Origin of the sequence: Clostridium tagluense (assembly GCF_003865095.1) — a bacterium.
Classification (GTDB): domain Bacteria; phylum Bacillota; class Clostridia; order Clostridiales; family Clostridiaceae; genus Clostridium_AD; species Clostridium_AD tagluense.
This window is the reverse complement of the sequence record NZ_BHYK01000001.1, coordinates 245,477-260,805: the sequence shown is the minus strand read 5'-3', so window position 1 is coordinate 260,805 and position 15,329 is coordinate 245,477. Positions and strand designations below refer to the sequence as shown.

Here is a 15,329-nt window from a genome sequence, read left to right as displayed (position 1 = left end):
AATTTATCAAATTTAATAAGTTTTCATAGTGATTAAAAGAATATGGTTAAATCTATAGTTTGTCCAACATTGCCGCCCCAATAATACCAGCATCATTTCCTAGCGTTGCAATCTTTATGTAACAAACGGGTATTTCTTTAAACAATTTGTGTTTTTTAATATCATTTAGTAGCAATTCCATAAAAAATTCCCCAGCTGCTGAAACTCCACCGCCAATGCCTATCATTGTTACATCCAAGATATTTAATATATTACAAATTCCTATAGAAAAATATTTAACAAATCTCTCTACAACTAAATTAGCTAATTTATCTCCTTGTTTTGCAGAATCAAAAATTATTTTAGCATCGATTTGATCCAAACCATTTACTTTTTTAAGTATTAATGTATCCTGTGGATTTTCATTTATCAATTTTTTAGCATACTTAATTATACCTGTGGCTGAAGTAAAGGTTTCAAAGCAACCATTATTACCACAAGCACAATTATAAAAATTTTCTCCTACTGTCATGTGTCCTATTTCTGCTGCCGCTCCATTTTTCCCTCTATATAATTTACCATTTAAAATTATTCCGCCTCCAACACCAGTTCCTAAGGTTAAAAAGACTGAATTTAAATGATTTTTCATTGTTCCAAATAAATACTCACCACCAGCTGCAGCGTTTGCATCATTTTCTATGAATATTCTTTTACCAGTTTTTTCTTTAAGTATTTTGCATATATCTACATTTTTCCATCCTAAATTTACACATTCTTTTATTATTCCGCTCTTATAATCAACCAATCCTGGAACCCCAATACCTATAAGTTCAATGTCATCTATAGAAATATTGGAGACTTCCAAGGTTTTATATATTAAATTAACCATATCCTCGATTATTACTAGTGAGCTTCTTGAAGCTAAAGTTGGTGTGCTTTTTTTAAGGACTATATCCCCTTCATTTGTAACAATACCTACAACTATATTAGTTCCACCTAAATCAATCCCTATGCGCATAATTTTTACCTATCCTCTCATCTTTAATTAGCTTTTCTTTTAAAAAATAACTAGTCAAAGTACTAGTCTATTTTCTGATAATTTGTATAATATAATTTTATAAATGTTTAAAAGCAGAAAGTAAATTGTTTTTCTGCTTTTTAACGTTTAATTCCTCTAGCACGATACTAGAGGCCACATTTTTAATATGCCTATTCATATTATACTTTTAAATTTATAAAATTAACACTGTAATATAATCCAATAATTTAGTTGATTTTTATTATATTCCACTAAATCAATATCTTACCACCCTCCTGAGGAACCTCCACCACTTGATGACCCTCCTCCAAAGCCTCCAGAATCACCTCCTGAACCGCCTCCGAACCCGCCACCATTTCTTCCACCCCGTCTACCTATGGAACTCCAAAATAGTAATGTAATTATAAATCTAGTTATTCTGCCTCTATTAAAAATAAAATCAAGAAACACTAATACAATAACTCCTATTACTAAAATTCCATTGGACTTTTTAGTCATGTTTGGATTTTCTGCACTTTCACTATACCTTGGAACATTAATATTTTTATCTAGCTTCACTTCATATTCTTTAGCTATACTATCACATAAAACTGAATATGCTGCCCTAATTCCCTGTCCATATTGGTTTACCTTGAATTTTGGCACTGCAAAATCATTCATTACCCTTGAGGAGTATATATCTGTAATAGCTCCTTCTAGAGCTGTACCTACTTCTACTCTCCATTTTTTATCTTTTACTGATAATAAAATTAATAATCCATTATTCTTATCCTTTTGCCCTATACCCCAGTTTCTAAAAATACCATTGGCATAAGATTCTATAGTTTCTCCCTGCAGTGAATCTATAACCACAACAGTAGCCTGGGCACCTGTTTTATCTTCTAATTCCTTACCTACTGACAAAATATATTGCATAGAGTCACCATCTATCACTTTAGCGTAATCATTAACATATTTTAACTGTGTAGGTCTTGGAAATTTAATCTCTGCATTTACTGAATTAATCGCCATTATCCCACTTAGTAAAAATATACTTATCATAAGCGCCAAAATGTTTTTCGGTTTAATCTTCTTTCTCGTTAATTTAATTAAATAAGTCTTCATAATTTAACCCCTACTTACTAAAGTTAACTTTTGGCACTTCTTTAGCTGATTCACTAGCTTTATAATATGCTCTTTCTTGAAATCTAAAAATTCCTGCAATGATTGTATTTGGAAATTTTTTAATAGTGGTGTTATAATTATCTACACTTTTATTATAATCCTGTCTTGCTATCCCTATTCTATTTTCAGTACCCTCTAATGCTGCTGTTAAATCCCTAAAATTAGCACTAGATTTTAAATCTGGATACCTTTCTACAACTACTAAAAGCCTTGAAAGTGCACTACCAAGTTCACTATCTGCCTTTGCTTTATCCCCTACAGTTTGTGCACCTCCGAGTTTTGCCCTAGCCTCAGCTATTTTAATAAAAATATCTTTCTCTTGAGAGGCATATCCTTTCACGGTTTCTACTAAATTTGGGATTAAATCCGACCTTCTCTGAAGTTGAGTATCTATGTTTCCTTCTGCCACCTTTACCTTTTGTTCTAAACTCACCATTTTATTGTAGCCTCCAATAATAGGCATTGTTATTACTAGAATAATCGCTACAACAATTGCAATGGTTCTTAAAGTTTTATTCATCTCTATACCACCTTTCTATTTATAGAATTTATAATAGTTGTTAATTATTTAATTATTAAATCAAACTTACCCTTATATAATAAGTTATGAATTGTATAAGGATACTATACTAATTTGCTATTTATTATTAAAAATTATGTATTATTCAAGAAAGATATTTTCTTAATATACCACAAAGCACTCCAAATATTTTGTAATAATAAAAGCAAAAAAAAATAAGCCCCGTTACCATAAAAATAAAATCAGCAACTCCATGGGCTATATTAGAAATTTCAATTGTCAAAATGCTTTATTTTTAATAATATCAAAGGTCTTTTTTATATATTCCTCTGTTTTATGATTTCCCAATCTATTATTCATTTTACTTAAAAGGCCATTTAACTTTAACATATCCTTAGAATTTATATCTTTCAATTCTTCAAATATCAAGAGTGTTTTTTGATTTTTTGTGTAGTCTTCTATTATCAAATTTTCACCAAGCTCCGATATATCTAAATAATGGGCATTTTTTATTAAAGCCTTTTCTTTATGAATAAATTCCTTATTATTTAAATTTTTTACTATCACATGAACTGTAGAGGGTGACCAAAAACTAATTTCACTTAATTCACTTGAATTAATTCCAGGAAAAGCTGCTATTATCCATAAGGCTCTAAGTTGAGGATACGTAACATTAAATTCCTTAAGTGGTTCTCTATGATTACTTTTAACAGTTAAAATGAATGTTCTTAGAAGGTTATATATACTAATTGTCTTTTTTATAATACTAACCGTATTTATATCAAAATCTTTGAAATCAATTTTTAAATTCATTTCATTAATCTTCTTAATATAATCGAAAATAAATTCTTTCTTTTCTTTTATGATAATTTTAGTAAAAATATCTATAATAAAATCTAATTCACTATGTGAAAATATGCCTATTAAGTCAAAAAGGTAAAACTTTTTTTGCTTATCTTGTTTGTTTATATCAATAAACCAATTACCCATTTCTGTTAATTGAAACTTGTATACTTTTTTATTTATAGTTTCTTCTTTAAATATCAACTTTTTATTCATTAAAATCTTAATCATGTTACTAACTGTAGGTGAAGTCCAACATCCAATTCTTGCGATATTACTAAGTGAAGTTCCTGGATACACTTTAATAATCCAAAGAACCCTAAGTTGTGGTAGTGTTATACCAGAAGGTTCCACCATCCTTCCATAATTAGATTCAATTTTCAAAAAAGCGTATCTTGCTAGATTATATAACGAATGTACATTAAACAAATACTCACTTTGTTCCATAATATCCCCTTATGTGACCTAATATGCCAGTTATTATTTGCATAAATCACTATTTTCATTTGCTACCTATTGTTTAATAGATTGTACCAAAGATATTATAGCAAATCAACAAAAGGATTTCATCTTATGATAAAGTGCACATTACTAATTGTTTTTTTTCGCAAAATATGATATTATTATACATGATATGTAGTATTTAATATTGCGTATAGTTAAATATAATTTTATTGTTTTTAAGATTTTTTTCTTAAGAACTAATATATTTATAATAAGATAATATTAGAAATGACTAATTTCAAGTAAAATAATACTTGAATATACTTTATTTCTAATATTCGAATACTAATTAAATAGAGGAGTGAAAATATGTTCGTACCAAAACTGTTTACCTGTTTAAAAACCTATTCAAAGGATCAATTTGTTAAAGATTTTATTGCTGGAATTATTGTTGCCATTATTGCCCTACCTCTAGCTATAGCTCTTGCCATAGCATCTGGAGTCTCTCCTGAAAAAGGAATTTACACTGCTATTGTGGGTGGCTTTATAGTCTCTTTACTAGGAGGAAGTAGAGTTCAAATTGGAGGTCCCACCGGCGCTTTTGTAGTTATTGTATTTGGTATTATTGAGAAATTTGGCATTGACGGCCTAATCGTAGCTACAATAATGGCAGGCTTCTTTCTTATAATAATGGGCTTTTTTAAATTTGGCGGTATGCTAAAATTCATTCCTTACCCTATTACCACTGGATTTACAAGTGGTATTGCTGTTATTATTTTTTCCACTCAAATTAAAGATTTTTTTGGTCTAACCATGAAAACCGTTCCCTCAGACTTTATTCCTAAATGGGGTGCTTATTTTAATAGTTTTAGCACTTTAAATTTACAAAGTATGCTTATGGGTATTTTTTCACTTTTAATAATTATATTTTGGCCTAAAATAAATAAAAAAATTCCAGGAACGCTTATTGCAATAGTATTAACTACTATAATAACTCTTTTATTTAATTTGAATATAGAGACCATTGGAAGTCGTTTTGGTGATATTTCAAGTTCATTGCCTGCTATTTCTCTTCCTCATACTTCTTTTGCTATGATAAAAGAGCTAATGCTTCCAGCTCTAACCATTGCAATTTTAGGTTCAATAGAATCCTTATTATCTGCTGTAGTAGCTGATGGTATGATTGGTGGTTCACACCGTTCTAACATGGAGCTTGTGGCTCAAGGCGTCGCTAATATTTGTTCTGGACTCGTGGGCGGCATTCCTGTAACTGGTGCCATAGCAAGAACTGCGGCAAATGTAAAAAATGGTGGTAGAACACCCATCGCGGGTATTGTTCATTCCCTGGCTCTATTAATGATACTTCTAGTATGTATGCCCTATGTAAAACTTGTACCTATGTCATCTTTAGCCGCAATATTAATTATAGTGTCTTATAATATGGGTGAATGGGAAGCTTTCCAACGAATACTTAAAGCTCCTAAAAGCGATGCTATAGTGCTTTTAGTTACTTTTTCATTAACAATTTTCTTTGATTTAGTAATTGCTATAGGGATAGGTCTACTTCTTGCCTCATTACTATTTATGAAAAGAATGGCCGATGTTTCAGATGTGCGATATATTCTTGATGAATATGAAGATAAAGATCAAATAGAACTTATCGATAGCATAAAAACTCCTGAAAATGTATCTTTATATGAAATTAATGGTCCTTTCTTTTTCGGTGCAGCAGACAAGTTTATGCATGCAATTAGAGAAATAGGTATTCCTACTAAAATATTAATTGTAAAAATGTCCAATGTACCGGCTATGGATGCCACAGGATACCATGCATTAGAAATGCTTTATGGTATTTGCAAAAAACATCACACTCACTTAATAATATTAAATCTTCAATCACAGCCTACTACTGTTCTTGGTAAATACGGATTTATAGACGCTTTAGGAGTAGAAAATATCTGCAATAATATTGATGAAGCTATTGAAAGAGCTAATATCTTATTAGAAAAGCCTAATGCACTACTTAAAATATAAAGTTTTGTAAGTTATTCAAAAGGTGCACTGGCATGAGCCTGTGCACCTTTTTTTTTAACCATATAATTAAATTTTACCTAATTCTACATATAAACATTCATGGAAAACAATATTTAGTTCATTATTTTTGGCCTTATCTAAAACTTCTTGGTTATAAGAACCTGGTTGAAACCATACATTATCTATTCCAAAATCTATAATTTCATCTAGAGCCCTTAAGGCTACATTAGGATTTACTATAACACTAACCGCATCTACAGCTTCTGGTAAATCCTTTAATGAATGATAAATTTTAGTTCCATTTATTTCATCGTATTTAGGATTTATTCCATACACTGTATATCCCTTTTTCTTAAGTAGCATTAATATTTTATATCCAAACTTACTTTCATCTGGCGATGCTCCAATTAATGCCCACTTCTTCATTTTAACCATTTCATCACTTTTAATTTTTATATCTTTCATATATACCTCCTATTTTTTATGCTTTATTAAATAATTATCTAAAGATTATACTTTTGTAGTGTTTTTGTCAACTAATCCATATTAAAATAAAAAATATTTTGTTTTCATAATACAATACTCCATAATAATGTATTATAATATTAAGTGTAGCCTTTATATTAAATAGGCTACACAAATAAAATCATGAAAGTTATAAAGGAGAGTCAAAAATGATATTTTCTAGTGAGACACCAGTTGATACTATAGAAGAAGATTTGAGATACCTTACGTTATTGGCTAGCAAGTATCCTACAATTCCAGATGCTTGTACAGAAATCATAAATTTACAGGCTATTTTAAATCTACCTAAAGGAACTGAGCATTTTCTTACAGATGTTCATGGAGAATATGAATCTTTTACTCATGTTCTTAGGAATGCCTCTGGAGTAATCAAACGAAAGATTAATGATATTTTTGGTAATTCACTTAGAGAAATTGAGAAAAAAGAACTAGCAACCATTATATATTATCCAGAACAAAAATTAGACCTAGCACTTAGAGAAGAACTTGATATAGATGATTGGTACAAAATTACCCTTCATAAGCTTATTAAAATTTGTAGAACCATCTCCTCTAAATATACTAGATCTAAAGTTAGAAAAGCACTGCCTCCAGATTTTGCATACATTATTGAAGAATTACTCCACGAACAACAAAACACCTTTAATAAACAGGAGTATTACAATGGAATTATTCAAACTATAATTAAAATTGGTAGAGCTAAAGAATTTATAGTTGCTATTTCAAACCTAATTCAAAGGCTTACTATAGATAGACTTCATATTTTAGGCGATATTTATGATAGAGGTCCTGGTGCTCATATAATCTTAGATACCCTTATGCACTACCACTCTATTGATATACAATGGGGTAACCACGATATACTTTGGATGGGAGCCGCCGCTGGCTCTGAAAGTTGCATTGCTAATGTTCTTCGTATTTCAACCAGATATGCAAATTTAGATACTGTGGAGGAAGGTTATGGTATAAACTTATTGCCACTAGCAACCTTCGCTTTAGATTTTTATAAAGATGACCCCTGTAAATCCTTTAAGCCTAAACTTTTCCCTGAAAATAATTATAGAGAAAATGACCTTAATTTAATGTCTCAAATGCATAAAGCCATTACTATAATTCAGTTTAAACTTGAAGGCGCTATAATAAAAAGATGCCCTAATTATGAAATGCAAAACAGATTACTTCTCCATAAAATAGACTATGAAAAGGGTACCATAGATATCGACGGAAAAGAATATATACTAAACGATACTAATTTCCCAACTATAGATCCAAAAGACCCTTATAAATTAACCCAGGAGGAAAGAGAACTTGTAGGCAAACTTAAATCTTCTTTCTCAAATAGTGAAAAGCTTCAAAAACATGTACGTTTTCTATATTCTAAAGGAAGTATGTACTTAAAGTACAACTCCAACTTGCTTTATCATGGATGTATTGCACTAAACGCAGATGGTAGCTTTAAGAAAATGAAAATAGACAATGTTACTTATAGCGGAAAATCCTATATAGATCGAACTGAGCGAATAGCAAGAGAAGCTTACTTTGGGAAAGTTGATTCAGAATCTAAGCTTTATGCCTTAGACTCCATATGGTATTTATGGTGCGGTTCAAACTCTCCATTATTTGGTAAAGATAAAATGACTACCTTTGAAAGGTACTTTATAAATGACAAAAGTACTCATAAAGAAATTAAGAACCCATATTATAACTATAGAGACGATGAATCAATATGTAATAATATATTGTCTGAATTTGAATTAAACCCCAATGATTCACATATTATAAATGGTCATGTTCCAGTTAAGACCAAACAAGGTGAAAGTCCTATAAAGGCTAATGGTAAACTTTTAGTTATTGATGGTGGCTTTTCTAAGGCCTATCAACCAGAGACAGGCATAGCTGGATATACTCTTATTTATAATTCCTATGGATTGCTACTGGCATCCCATGCTCCTTTTGAATCTACTCAGAAAGCTATCGATGAAGGGAAGGATATTCTTTCTTCTACTATAGTTTTAGAAAAATCTACGAATCGTATTCGTGTAACAGATACTGATGTAGGCCTGGAAATTAAGGATCAAATTAAAGATTTAGAGCTACTTCTTACAGCATATAGAAAAGGCCTTATTAAAGAACAACGGGTAACTCTATAAATAACTTTCTGCAAAATACAGTATAATCATCACTCACCTACAGAAATAGGTGAGTGACCTTCTAAGAATGCCATTAAAGCCACTTAACGCATATTGCGCTAAGTGGCTTTAATTTAAACAGAAAGTGTTAAATTTACTTTTATTGTTTTACTATCTCTAACTAATTCTACTTTAACTACATCACCAGCCTTATGTGTACCTTTAATCTTATTTAGTTCATCCACAGTTTTAATCTTTTTGCCATCGAACTGTACAATAATATCCCCAGGTGCTATCCCGGCTTTTTCTGCAGCACTAAACTCTTTTATTTGTGAAACATACACGCCTACTGGAATATTGTATTGCTTAGAAATGTCTGCGGTTATGTCTCTACAAGAAATTCCAATATTAAGGATTGGTTTAATTAAAGCATCGATTTTAGGGTTTACTGTATTAATTGGTATTGCAAAACCCAATCCTTCAACACCTTCTTGACCTATTTTAGCAGTATTTATTCCTATAACTTGCCCCTTAGTATTCACAAGTGGACCACCACTATTCCCTGGGTTAATAGCTGCATCTGTTTGGATAAATTTCAAATCTTTATTTTCAATGCTTACTTGCCTATTAACTGCACTAACAATTCCTGTAGTAACAGATCCTAAAAATTCTTTTCCTAAGGGATTCCCAATTGCTACTACTGATTCTCCTACTTCAAGCTTATCTGAATCTCCAAATTCAGCAACACCCGGAACCTTAGTTCCATCTGCTAATTTAATTACAGCCACATCTGCTGCAGCATCATAATTAACTATTTTTGCAGAAACTTCCCGTCCATCACTAAGCATAACTTTAATATTCTGTGCTCCGCTTATAACATGATAATTAGTTAAAATATATCCATCTTCACTAAATATCATACCAGTACCCACACCTTCTGGCTGAGTACCCTGCCCTCTAACCGCGCTACTTACACTCGTACTATTGGTAGAAATTGCAACTACTGCCTTACTTACCTTTTTTACAATTTCAGGTACAGTTAAATTTTCTGTACTACTGGCAGGTATAAGCTTTGCTTTTGAATTACTAGCAACCGTTGTAGCAGTTGTTTGGGGTGTATTAGTAGTGCTTGCATTTTTCATCATATTCATCGTAACAACAGCAGAGCCTACACCTCCAAGTGTAGAGCATATCGCACCTACTATTATATATGATACTATCCTTTTTCTCATGCCGCCTTTATCTTTTTTCACATTTTTATCATTTATTTCAGTATAATTAGTGTCTTCTACTTGTAGACGCAAGGTTTCACTTTGTTTTTCACTAAGCACATCTTTAGTTACATTTACATTTTGCTCAGGATTAATATTTTCCTGTGAGTGATTTATATTCTCACCCCAATTATTATTTTCATTTGTTACATCATTATTATTATTTTCGTTCATATTATTTACCTCCTTATTGGAATTGGTTTCTATAGGTATATAAAAGTTATTATCTCTTATCTAACTTTAAATTATAGTAAATAGGATATTTATATTCCTTTTTGAATTTCTGCTTGTATTTTACCTTTAAGTATATATTAATACTTATATGTTACAGTTTAGTGTCAACTTTATTAACAAACCTTTAATAAATATTGTACATTTTTAAAACACTATTTATTATTTACTCTTTGGTTAGTATACACAATTATTTGTATTTATAAAAAAATAGTGAAATTATTATATAAAATATAATGATTTCACTATTTAACCACAATTCATCATTGAGTTGTTATTGCTTTTCACATGTCTTATTATTTACCAGCATATAGTTCAACTATTTTAAGTATTACCTCAACAGCTTTTTCCATAGCAAATGTAGGTATGAATTCATATTTACCATGGAAATTATGTCCACCTGCAAATATATTTGGTGTAGGCAGTCCCATAAATGAAAGCCTTGCACCATCTGTACCGCCTCTAATAGGTACCATTATAGGATTTACCCCTACCTGCTTCATAGCCAAAAATGCTGTATCTACAATATGTTTAACTGGCTCTATTTTTTCTTTCATATTAAAATACTGGTCCTTTATTTCTATTTCAACAGTTCCAGTACCGTATTTGTCATTTAGCGTCTTTACTATATTTTTGATAAATGTTTTTCTATTTTCATAGCTTTCAGCATCAAAATCTCTTATGATATATTGAAGTTTTGTTCCTTCAACCTCTCCATTAAGAGCTATTAAATGATAAAATCCTTCATACCCTTCTGTAGTACCTGGTGTCTCATTTGATGGCAATGAATTCATAAATTCGTTTGCTATAAGTGTAGAGTGAATCATTTTTCCTTTTGCTGAACCTGGGTGAACATTTCTGCCATGAATAGAAATTTTTGCTCCTGCCGCATTAAAATTTTCAGACTCTAATTCCCCAATAGTACCGCCATCCATAGTATATGCAAAATCTGCAGCAAATTTTTTCACATCGAAAAGATCTGCCCCACGTCCTACTTCTTCATCTGGTGTAAATCCAATACAAACCTTACCATGTTTAAAGCCAGGATTTTCCATTAAATATTCTACAGCAGTCATTATCTCAGAAATTCCAGCCTTATCATCAGCTCCTAGTAGTGTAGTTCCATCTGTAGTTATAAGAGTTTTTCCTATATAATTCTTGAGCTCTGGAAAATCTTTTGGGGATAATACTATATTATTTTCTTTATTTAATATTATGTCTTCTCCGTCATAGTTGTAAACAAATTTAGGATTAACGTTTTTTCCTGACATATCTGGAGCAGTATCCATATGTGCTATAAATCCTATTGTTGGTATATCTTTTTCTACATTTGACGGAATAATCGCCATTACATACCCATTATCATCTATACTTACCTCTTGTATACCCATTTCCTTTAATTCAGCAACTAATTGTTTGCCAAGTATCATTTGACCATTTGTACTTGGAACGGTAGTTGATTCCTCATCAGATTTAGTATCGTAGCTTACATATTTTAAAAATTTTTCTACAACTTTTGACATACACCCATCTCCTTATTTTCATGTACCTAATTGATTTTATTTATTGTATACATTTACATTATACTACAATAAGTCCAAATTTTAAACATTGATAATAAGACATTTTTACATTTCAAAAATAAGATATATAAAATTTATTATTTTTTATTTAAAAAATTATCAATTAATTTTTCTGCCATTCTCTTTTGCATATTAGCTTTATTAATAAGTAACAGTACCATTAATATTAATTCTATTAACTCACCATCCGCTTTTCCCATCTCTTTAATTCTACCCTTTATAAATTCCCTATCTTTATCTATATCACTTACAAAATTTTGATTTTGAACTTCTTTGATATCTAAAAAACTATTGTACAAATTTTCTAATGAAAGACTTGTACCCTTTGGAGCTTTCATATCAATAATAGAATCAAAAATTATATTAATATCATTAATTGATATACTCTGCTTTAAATTATAAATAAGCATTAACAGTATCATATGCTCATTAGTATATTTCTTGTTTTTTGCTGGCATCAATACTTTACCCTTGGTATAATTATTAATCATAGTTTTTGTAAGAATCTTATCATCATCATTTCTTTTAAGACTCCCAAGCTTTTCATTAAAGAAAGTTGTAACTTGATCCATATATAAATCTACGCAAGGTATTTCCATTAAAGTAATATCTTTTGTTCCTATAATCTCTTCTACTAATTTATCTAAGCTTTCCTTGTTATAATCCATTTCTTTCACCTCCTCTTCATTATATAGTATTAATTACTAGTAATCCACAAATAAGCGTAATCTATATGTACTAGTGCTTCTGAATTACTAAAATTACTTTAATATATTTGTAGCATTTTTAAGCTATATGTTGCAATTTAATAACAATTTAAATTATTGCCTAAATTCAGTATAAATATGGATAAAATCATTATTGATATATATCATTTTATATTGTAGTATTAGTATATGTCATACATAGTTATAAAAACCATGTATAGGATCTTTATAACTGGATATCCTATATTTAACCAGTACATATCACAAGGAGTTTTATCTTTGTTTTTTATATTATTACCTATAAATAAAAAATTATAAATTAGAAGGAGTGATCTATTTGTTATCAAAATTTAGAGAACCTGTAAGTAGCATTACACATTTAATCGGAGCCATCTTATCCACAATAGGGTTAATACTTCTTATTAAGTACTCTTTAGACACCACAAATGTTCATAACACTATTATCCTTGCAGTGTTTGGAATAAGCTCAATCCTACTTTACTGCGCAAGTTCAACCTATCATAAATCTACATCTTCAAAAAAGGTTATAAAAATACTTAGAAGGGTAGACCATTCTATGATATACGTTCTAATTGCAGGGACTTATACTCCTATATGCCTAATTGCTTTAAAAGGCACTATGGGAACTGTACTTTTTGTAGTTATTTGGCTACTGGCTCTTATTGGAATTATACTTAAGATAGTTTGGTTTGATGCCCCTAGATGGTTGTACACTGGATTCTATATTTTAATGGGTTGGATTTCTATTTTTGCTGTTGTACCTATTATAAAAGCTGTATCCTTAGGTGGCTTTATGTGGCTTTTAGCTGGTGGGCTCTTTTATACTATAGGAGGTCTTATATATGCAACTAAATGGCCCAAAATAAATATTAAGCTTTTTGGATTTCATGAAATATTTCATATTTTTATAATGCTGGGTAGTCTTTGCCTTTATATACTTATGTTTAAGTACATAATGTACATTAATTAGGTTTGTATTATCTAGTCACATAAAGAGTCAGTAGAAATATCTTTGACTTGTTATTTATTTTCATGTGCACTATTATTAAATAGTACACTTAAAGTTAATAATTTCACTGAAAGTAGGGATGTTAATTATGATAAATTTATCAAAGGGTTTAACTTTTGAAGAGTATTTGGAAAAATCCAAACTAGAAAATGGCGATACACAGCTTATAGCCTATAATTCTACTAGCTTGTCTTCAAGCACCAAAAAATCTCTTAAAAATTTAACTTCCACTATTAATGTAGCAGTTTTTTCTGAAGGATACTGCCCTGATTGTATTGTTACATTACCCTTAATTAAGCGAATGGCACAGGAAAATAAAAGCATAAACTTATATTGTTTTCCCAAAAGCGGTTATGAAAGCTTTTTAGAAGAATACACAGGTGACGTTCGGATTCCGACTATTATAACTTTTGATTCAGAAATGAATCCAAAAGGAGCTTATGTAGAGTTTCCAAAAAAACTACTAGAAAAGATGATGTCCTTAAAAATTGAAGGAAAGAAAAATATGGTTAATGATTATAGGCTTGGGAAATATAATGACCTTATTGAAGAAGAACTTTTAGATATGATTCTATGATTTTTATAAAATCCAAAAGCCCTTTAATGTTTACAAACATTAAAGGGCTTTATCCATCAATTTTAAACACTGGCGCTAAATTCTAGCAAGGCCCATCTCTCTTGCAACTCTCATAACCTCTGTAGCTACAGATTCACAAACTCGAGGATCAAAAACATCTGGAATTATATAATCTGCCGCTAATTTTTCATTACTAATCAAATTAGCAATTCCTCTAGCTGCTCCCAATTTCATTTCATCATTAATTTCTTTTGTTCTAACTGCTAGTGCACCTTTAAATATTCCTGGAAAAACCAGAACATTATTTATTTGATTTGCAAAGTCTGATCTTCCCGTGGCCACTACTGCAGCTCCAGCCTCTTTTGCGACATCTGGCATAATCTCTGGTGTTGGATTAGCCATGGCGAAGACTATACTGTTTTTATTCATAGTTGAAACCATTTGGCTTGTTAATACCCCTGGTGCAGATACTCCTATAAAAACATCCATGCCTACAATTACTTCTTTTAAAGTTCCTCTTTGAATATCTCTATTTGTACTTTTAGCAATCTCAGCTTGAGCTGGATTTAAAATAGTGTCACCTTCTGCTACTGCTCCATGTTTATCACAAAGTACTATATTTTTAGCTCCAGCACTTAATAACAGCTTACATACTGCAATCCCAGCTGATCCCGCTCCATTAATTACTATGTTTACACTTTCTAGTTTCTTATTAACAAATTTTAAAGCATTATAAAGTCCTGCTAAAACCACAATTGCAGTACCATGTTGATCATCATGAAATACAGGTATATCCAATTCTTCTTTTAATCTTTTTTCTATATAAAAACATTCTGGTGCTTTTATATCTTCAAGATTAATCCCTCCAAATACTGGTGATATTAACTTAACAGTTCTTATAATCTCTTCAGGGTCTTCAGTGTCCAGGCATATAGGAAAAGCATCTATTCCTCCAAATTTCTTGAACAATAGAGCCTTACCTTCCATTACAGGCAGTCCTGCCTCTGGCCCAATACTGCCTAGTCCAAGAACCGCTGTACCGTTAGTAACTATTGCCACAGTATTTCCTTTTATAGTGTAATCATAAACTTTATTTTTATCTTTTGCGATTTCTAAACAAGGCTCTGCTACCCCTGGTGTATAAGCAATAGATAGATCATGTTTAGTTTCAAGTTTTATTTTTCCTATTACCTCCAGAACTCCCCTGTTTTCTTTATGCATCTTCAATGATTCTTCTTGTATTGACATATGAA

General features: G+C 30.6%; 13 protein-coding genes. 4 read left to right on the top strand and 9 right to left on the bottom strand.

Translation table 11 applies throughout. The annotated features are described in order from the left end of the window. Positions 1 to 52: 52 nt before the first annotated feature. From Ctaglu_RS01250 to Ctaglu_RS01235, 4 genes are all read right to left on the bottom strand, one after another. On the bottom strand, positions 53 to 997 hold the full coding sequence (locus tag Ctaglu_RS01250; protein WP_124997241.1) for an ROK family protein: 945 nt from the start codon (positions 995 to 997) through the stop codon (positions 53 to 55). A 285-nt stretch (positions 998 to 1,282) separates the two neighbouring features. Beyond that, positions 1,283 to 2,122 (bottom strand): TPM domain-containing protein, encoded by an 840-nt coding sequence (locus Ctaglu_RS01245; protein ID WP_124997239.1) that lies wholly within the window; start codon positions 2,120 to 2,122, stop codon positions 1,283 to 1,285. Positions 2,123 to 2,132: 10 nt separating this feature from the next. Next, a complete protein-coding gene (locus tag Ctaglu_RS01240) occupies positions 2,133 to 2,702 on the bottom strand; it encodes a LemA family protein (RefSeq protein ID WP_124997237.1) in 570 nt (189 codons plus the stop codon). 279 nt (positions 2,703 to 2,981) lie between these two features. Continuing rightward, complete coding sequence (locus Ctaglu_RS01235) at positions 2,982 to 3,992, bottom strand: MarR family transcriptional regulator (RefSeq protein ID WP_124997235.1); 1,011 nt, start codon at positions 3,990 to 3,992, stop codon at positions 2,982 to 2,984. Between the two features lie 366 nt (positions 3,993 to 4,358). Here Ctaglu_RS01235 and Ctaglu_RS01230 point away from each other — a divergent pair, with 366 nt between their 5' ends. Then, on the top strand, positions 4,359 to 6,023 hold the full coding sequence (locus Ctaglu_RS01230; protein WP_124997233.1) for a SulP family inorganic anion transporter: 1,665 nt from the start codon (positions 4,359 to 4,361) through the stop codon (positions 6,021 to 6,023). 66 nt (positions 6,024 to 6,089) lie between these two features. Here Ctaglu_RS01230 and Ctaglu_RS01225 read toward each other — a convergent pair whose 3' ends face one another. Further along, positions 6,090 to 6,488, bottom strand: coding sequence for a CoA-binding protein (locus Ctaglu_RS01225; protein ID WP_124997231.1), 399 nt, complete (start codon positions 6,486 to 6,488; stop codon positions 6,090 to 6,092). Positions 6,489 to 6,697: 209 nt separating this feature from the next. Between Ctaglu_RS01225 and Ctaglu_RS01220 the strand changes: the two genes are divergently transcribed. Then, positions 6,698 to 8,698: a fructose-1,6-bisphosphatase gene (locus Ctaglu_RS01220; protein WP_124997229.1), complete on the top strand. Its 2,001-nt coding sequence runs from the start codon at positions 6,698 to 6,700 to the stop codon at positions 8,696 to 8,698. Between the two features lie 113 nt (positions 8,699 to 8,811). Here Ctaglu_RS01220 and Ctaglu_RS01215 read toward each other — a convergent pair whose 3' ends face one another. From Ctaglu_RS01215 to Ctaglu_RS01205, 3 genes are all read right to left on the bottom strand, one after another. Then, a complete protein-coding gene (locus Ctaglu_RS01215; protein ID WP_124997226.1) occupies positions 8,812 to 10,122 on the bottom strand; it encodes a S1C family serine protease in 1,311 nt (436 codons plus the stop codon). 353 nt (positions 10,123 to 10,475) lie between these two features. Then, positions 10,476 to 11,702: a peptidase T gene (pepT, locus tag Ctaglu_RS01210; protein ID WP_124997224.1), complete on the bottom strand. Its 1,227-nt coding sequence runs from the start codon at positions 11,700 to 11,702 to the stop codon at positions 10,476 to 10,478. A 137-nt stretch (positions 11,703 to 11,839) separates the two neighbouring features. Beyond that, positions 11,840 to 12,430: a DUF1836 domain-containing protein gene (locus Ctaglu_RS01205; RefSeq protein WP_124997222.1), complete on the bottom strand. Its 591-nt coding sequence runs from the start codon at positions 12,428 to 12,430 to the stop codon at positions 11,840 to 11,842. A gap of 376 nt (positions 12,431 to 12,806) precedes the next feature. Between Ctaglu_RS01205 and trhA the strand changes: the two genes are divergently transcribed. Both trhA and Ctaglu_RS01195 read left to right on the top strand, forming a co-directional pair. Next, positions 12,807 to 13,460 carry a PAQR family membrane homeostasis protein TrhA gene (gene trhA, locus Ctaglu_RS01200; RefSeq protein WP_124997220.1) on the top strand — a complete coding sequence of 218 codons (654 nt, stop codon included), beginning with the start codon at positions 12,807 to 12,809 and terminating at the stop codon, positions 13,458 to 13,460. A gap of 127 nt (positions 13,461 to 13,587) precedes the next feature. Further along, positions 13,588 to 14,076, top strand: a complete 489-nt coding sequence (locus tag Ctaglu_RS01195) for a thioredoxin family protein (protein WP_124997218.1) — start codon at positions 13,588 to 13,590, stop codon at positions 14,074 to 14,076. A 75-nt stretch (positions 14,077 to 14,151) separates the two neighbouring features. Here Ctaglu_RS01195 and Ctaglu_RS01190 read toward each other — a convergent pair whose 3' ends face one another. Continuing rightward, positions 14,152 to 15,324, bottom strand: a complete 1,173-nt coding sequence (locus Ctaglu_RS01190) for an NAD(P)-dependent malic enzyme (RefSeq protein WP_124997216.1) — start codon at positions 15,322 to 15,324, stop codon at positions 14,152 to 14,154. Positions 15,325 to 15,329: the final 5 nt, after the last annotated feature.

What these genes read in the sequence shown, in the direction of transcription:
- Ctaglu_RS01235 (WP_124997235.1), bottom strand. Translation starts at nt 3,992, where the DNA reads ATGGAACAAAGTGAGTATTTGTTTAATGTACATTCGTTATATAATCTA.
- Ctaglu_RS01190 (WP_124997216.1), bottom strand. Translation starts at nt 15,324, where the DNA reads ATGTCAATACAAGAAGAATCATTGAAGATGCATAAAGAAAACAGGGGA.
- Ctaglu_RS01195 (WP_124997218.1), top strand. Translation starts at nt 13,588, where the DNA reads ATGATAAATTTATCAAAGGGTTTAACTTTTGAAGAGTATTTGGAAAAA.
- Ctaglu_RS01230 (WP_124997233.1), top strand. Translation starts at nt 4,359, where the DNA reads ATGTTCGTACCAAAACTGTTTACCTGTTTAAAAACCTATTCAAAGGAT.
- pepT (WP_124997224.1), bottom strand. Translation starts at nt 11,702, where the DNA reads ATGTCAAAAGTTGTAGAAAAATTTTTAAAATATGTAAGCTACGATACT.
- Ctaglu_RS01220 (WP_124997229.1), top strand. Translation starts at nt 6,698, where the DNA reads ATGATATTTTCTAGTGAGACACCAGTTGATACTATAGAAGAAGATTTG.
- Ctaglu_RS01245 (WP_124997239.1), bottom strand. Translation starts at nt 2,122, where the DNA reads ATGAAGACTTATTTAATTAAATTAACGAGAAAGAAGATTAAACCGAAA.
- Ctaglu_RS01215 (WP_124997226.1), bottom strand. Translation starts at nt 10,122, where the DNA reads ATGAACGAAAATAATAATAATGATGTAACAAATGAAAATAATAATTGG.
- Ctaglu_RS01250 (WP_124997241.1), bottom strand. Translation starts at nt 997, where the DNA reads ATGCGCATAGGGATTGATTTAGGTGGAACTAATATAGTTGTAGGTATT.
- Ctaglu_RS01225 (WP_124997231.1), bottom strand. Translation starts at nt 6,488, where the DNA reads ATGAAAGATATAAAAATTAAAAGTGATGAAATGGTTAAAATGAAGAAG.
- Ctaglu_RS01205 (WP_124997222.1), bottom strand. Translation starts at nt 12,430, where the DNA reads ATGGATTATAACAAGGAAAGCTTAGATAAATTAGTAGAAGAGATTATA.
- Ctaglu_RS01240 (WP_124997237.1), bottom strand. Translation starts at nt 2,702, where the DNA reads ATGAATAAAACTTTAAGAACCATTGCAATTGTTGTAGCGATTATTCTA.